At 64.1% G+C, this 4,158-nt stretch carries 6 protein-coding genes; all 6 read left to right on the top strand.

The window, feature by feature from the left end:
• A partial coding sequence (locus WBQ44_RS15765; protein ID WP_495567610.1) for a biotin/lipoyl-containing protein occupies window positions 1-1,065 on the top strand: 1,065 nt, incomplete at its 5' end.
• Between the two features lie 24 nt (window positions 1,066-1,089).
• Window positions 1,090-1,665 (top strand): 16S rRNA (guanine(966)-N(2))-methyltransferase RsmD, encoded by a 576-nt coding sequence (gene rsmD / locus WBQ44_RS15760; RefSeq protein WP_495567609.1) that lies wholly within the window; start codon window positions 1,090-1,092, stop codon window positions 1,663-1,665.
• A 28-nt stretch (window positions 1,666-1,693) separates the two neighbouring features.
• On the top strand, window positions 1,694-2,182 hold the full coding sequence (gene coaD / locus WBQ44_RS15755; RefSeq protein WP_495567608.1) for a pantetheine-phosphate adenylyltransferase: 489 nt from the start codon (window positions 1,694-1,696) through the stop codon (window positions 2,180-2,182).
• A gap of 114 nt (window positions 2,183-2,296) precedes the next feature.
• Window positions 2,297-3,079, top strand: coding sequence for a DivIVA domain-containing protein (locus WBQ44_RS15750; RefSeq protein ID WP_495567611.1), 783 nt, complete (start codon window positions 2,297-2,299; stop codon window positions 3,077-3,079).
• Between the two features lie 235 nt (window positions 3,080-3,314).
• The gene (locus WBQ44_RS15745) at window positions 3,315-3,836 is read left to right on the top strand and encodes a YceD family protein (protein ID WP_495567607.1); all 522 of its coding nucleotides are present in this window, start codon (window positions 3,315-3,317) and stop codon (window positions 3,834-3,836) included.
• Window positions 3,837-3,838: 2 nt separating this feature from the next.
• Complete coding sequence (gene rpmF, locus WBQ44_RS15740; RefSeq protein ID WP_032397784.1) at window positions 3,839-4,021, top strand: 50S ribosomal protein L32; 183 nt, start codon at window positions 3,839-3,841, stop codon at window positions 4,019-4,021.
• The last annotated feature ends 137 nt before the right edge of the window (window positions 4,022-4,158 follow it).

Here is a 4,158-nt window from a genome sequence, read left to right as displayed (position 1 = left end):
GAAAGAGACACCGGCCTGGACCTACGGGCCGTATGCGATCTGGAGCCGTACTGGGAAGCGATGCGAAAGGTGTACGCGCCGTTCGAATCAGGGCTTCCAGCGCCGACCGGGCGCGTGTACACCCACGAAATCCCGGGCGGTCAGCTCTCCAATCTGAGGCAGCAGGCAATTGCCCTCGGTCTCGGCGATCGATTCGAGACGGTGGAAGCCAACTACGCCGCGGCGGACCGCATGCTCGGCCGGTTGACCAAGGTGACGCCGTCGTCGAAGGTTGTCGGTGACCTCGCCCTGTCCCTGGTGGGTGCAGGTGCATCGGCGGAAGACTTCGCGGAGAACCCACGGAAGTACGACATCCCGGACTCGGTCATCGGGTTCCTGCGCGGAGAACTCGGAACCCCCGCGGGTGGATGGCCCGAGCCGCTGCGCACGAAGGCGCTGGAGGGACGCAGTGATGCGAAACCCGAGACTGCACTGGCCCCGGACGACGAGCGCGCGCTCGACGGTACCTCGGCCCAGCGTCGGGACACGTTGAACCGCTTGCTCTTTCCCGGACCGACAGCCGACCTCGCGGCGCACCGCGAGAAGTACGGTGACACCTCGAGGCTGTCTGCCAACCAGTTCTTCTACGGGCTCCGGCAGGGCGACGAGCACCGGGTGCAGCTCGAGAAAGGCGTCGAACTGCTCATCGGGCTCGAAGCGATCTCCGATGCCGACGAACGCGGTATGCGGACAGTCATGTGCATCCTCAACGGACAGCTGCGGCCGGTGTCGGTCCGAGACCGCTCGATCGCCAGTGAAGCACCGTCGGTGGAGAAGGCGGACCGAACCAATCCCGGCCACCTGCCCGCCCCGTTCGCAGGCGTGGTGACGCTCTCGGTTGCGGAGGGCGACAAGCTCGCTGCCGGTGACGTGGTCGCCACCATCGAAGCGATGAAGATGGAAGCCGCCATCACCGCACCGAAAGGTGGCACCGTCAGTCGGCTGGCCATCGGCGCAGTGCAACAGGTCGAGGGCGGCGACCTACTCGTCGTGATCGGTAGTGAATCGGGCAACGAAGACTCCTGACCTCGAATGAGTAGAGTCCTGTAGATGACTCGGATCGTCGCAGGCATCGCAGGAGGCAGAAAGCTGAAGGTCCCGCCTCGCGGTACGCGTCCCACGTCGGAGCGCGTCCGCGAGGCGCTCTTCAGTTCGCTCCAGGCCCGATTGGAACTTTCCGGCGCTGCTGTGATGGACCTGTTCGCCGGGTCCGGAGCTCTTGGGCTCGAAGCGCTTTCGCGCGGAGCCGAGTCCGTCGTACTCGTCGAATCCGATGCGCGGGCAGCTGCGGTGGCGCGTGAGAATGCCGCTGCGGTGGGCCTGCCGGGGGCCGCGGTGCGATGCGCCCCGGTGGCGTCGATGCTCGCGGGTGCGGCGGACACCCGATACGACCTCGTCCTCGCCGACCCTCCCTACGCTGTCTCCGACGTTGCGGTGCAGCAGATGCTTTCGACGTTGATATCCGGCAGTTGGCTCGCTCCGGACGCGGTCGTCGTTCTCGAGCGGTCGTCGCGGTCACCCGAAACCTCCTGGCCCGCCGGATTGTTCCCCGAGAAAGTCAAGAAGTACGGCGAAACCCGCATCGAAATCGCCACCTACGAAGGCGGGCCCGACGACCCCGAGTGACGCCACCGGCGAGTGATACCGTGCTCCCATGACTGGAGCGGTGTGCCCTGGATCGTTCGACCCCGTCACGATGGGGCACCTCGATGTGATCACCCGAGCGTCAGCGCAGTTCGACGAGATCATCGTCACGGTGATGATCAACAAGAACAAGCGCGGATTGTTCACCGTCGACGAACGCATCGAGATGCTGGGTGAAGCCACCGCACACCTGCCCAACGTGCGGATCTCGTCGTGGCACGGACTACTCGTCGATTACGCCAAGCAGCAGGGATTCACCGCGATCGTCAAGGGTTTGCGCGGCGCCAACGACTTCGATTACGAACTACAGATGGCACAGATGAATCAGAAGCTCTCCGGAGTCGACACACTGTTCATCCCCGCCAATCCCTCCCACAGCTTTCTGTCGAGTTCGTTGGTCAAGGAAGTCGCGACCTTCGGCGGCGACGTCGAGGGCATGGTCCCCGAGTGCGTCTTCCCGCGTCTCACCGCGCGGATCGCCGAACGCAAGGCCGAATAGTTCGCGCTACTCGGGCGACACACCGGGTGCCCTAGAGACGCACAGTCACGTGCACCAGGCAAACTGGAACCGTCAGGAACAGATTTTTCGCAGGTTCGACGATTGGGGTTACCGGTGTACCGCGTATTCGAGGCACTCGACGAGCTGGTGGCCATTGTCGAGGAGGCCCGCGGCGTCCCGATGACCGCGGGCTGCGTCGTACCTCGCGGTGACGTTCTGGAACTGCTCGATGACGTTCGAGACTCCATCCCCGGGGAGCTCGACGACGCCCAGGACGTGCTGGATCACAAGGACAAGCTGGTCGGCGACGCCAGGGCGACCGCAGAGAAGACCATCGCCACCGCCGACACCGAGGCGCGGGACACCGTCGAGAACGCGCGCGATTCGGCAGACCGCATTCTCGCCGACGCCAAGGCGCAGGCGGACCGCATGGTCGCCGAAGCCAAGGCGCATGCCGAGCAACTCGTCGACGACGCCACCGACACGGCCGAACGGACGGTCGACGCCGGACAGCAGGAGTACGAGGCACTCACTACGCGTGCTCGCACCGAAGCCGATCGCATGATCGAAGCAGGTCAGGCATCCTACGATCGGTCGGTTGCCGACGGTACCGCCGAGCAGGAGCGGCTGGTCGCCGAAACAGAGGTCGTTCGGGCTGCCCACGCCGAGTCGGCCCGTGTCATCGACGCCGCGCATGCGGAATCCGACCGGATGCGCAGCGAATGCGACATCTACGTCGACACCAAGCTCGCGGAGTTCGAGGAGTTCCTCACCGGCACGATTCGCTCGGTCGGACGCGGCCGTCAACAGTTGCGGACCGGATCCGGAGTGCCCGATTACGGGTCCGACGGCGAGTACCGGGAGACCGGAGACGAATTCCGGCGTCCTCGTCGCTAGCCTGACCGGACGACCGGTCGCCGGAGGGGTGATTTGCTCACATATGCATGACTGCGTATCGTTGAGTGGTTGCCCGAACTCCTTCGATCGGGGTGGGGCAGCGGGTACGAGATGTGCCCCACCGAGAACTCGAGCAGAAAGATCCGTTGTGTCTACCCGTCGTAATACCCCTCGTCCTCAGCCGGGCGTGGGTTTCGTTCTGGATATCGATAGCCTCGGCCGCAGGGCCGGGTCGATGAAACAGATCCAGCGGACGGTGGCCGCGCCCGGAAGAATCGGTCTCGATGCCATCGGCATCGATGCCGGTGCACCGGTGGAACTCGACCTCAGGCTCGAAGCCGTGTCCGAAGGTGTGCTCGTGACGGGCACCGTTCGAGCCGACACGGTGGGGGAGTGCACGCGCTGTTTGGAGCCCGTGACCGGCTCGGTCGACGTCTACCTCACCGAACTGTTCGCCTATCCCAACAGCGTCACAGAAGAAACGACCGACGAGGACGAGATCCATCGCATCCTCGACGATCAGATAGACCTCGAACCGGTCATCGTCGACTCGGTCGGATTGGAGCTTCCGCTCCATCCGCTGTGTCGCGAGGACTGCGAGGGATTGTGCCCCGAATGTGGCGTTCGCCTGGCGATTGCTGATTCTGACCACAGTCATGACATACTTGATCCTCGCTGGGCTGGTCTTGCAGCCAAATTTGGCGTGGAATCAGTACCGAGCACAGAACTTGTGAACAACGAAGCCGAGGAGAAGTAGAAGTGGCTGTCCCGAAGCGCAAAATGTCGCGTTCCAACACGAGGTCGCGTCGTGCACAGTGGAAGACCACTGCGCCCACCCTCGTGACGTGCCCCAACCGCGGTTGTGGCGAGAAGACGCTGCCCCATATCGCGTGCCCCTCGTGCGGCACCTACAAGGGCCGCCAGGTCGTAGCAGCAGTCTGATCTCCAGGGATCTGGCAAATCACGTGACGAATACAGGCAATTCTGCCTCGTCGAAAAGCACGACCGCCGACAGCGGCGGGGACGACCGAGAGTCGCTCCTCGCCGCTCTTGGCGTTGTATTGGACGAACCGCTGCTG

The sequence above is a fragment of the Rhodococcus sp. (in: high G+C Gram-positive bacteria) genome (genome assembly GCF_049591685.1).
Classification (GTDB): Bacteria; Actinomycetota; Actinomycetes; order Mycobacteriales; family Mycobacteriaceae; genus Rhodococcoides.
This window is presented reverse-complemented; position numbering and strand designations above follow the sequence as displayed.

Coding starts and splice junctions, on each gene's coding strand:
- rsmD (WP_495567609.1), top strand. CDS start 1,090: ATGACTCGGATCGTCGCAGGCATCGCAGGAGGCAGAAAGCTGAAGGTC.
- coaD (WP_495567608.1), top strand. CDS start 1,694: ATGACTGGAGCGGTGTGCCCTGGATCGTTCGACCCCGTCACGATGGGG.
- WBQ44_RS15745 (WP_495567607.1), top strand. CDS start 3,315: ATGAAACAGATCCAGCGGACGGTGGCCGCGCCCGGAAGAATCGGTCTC.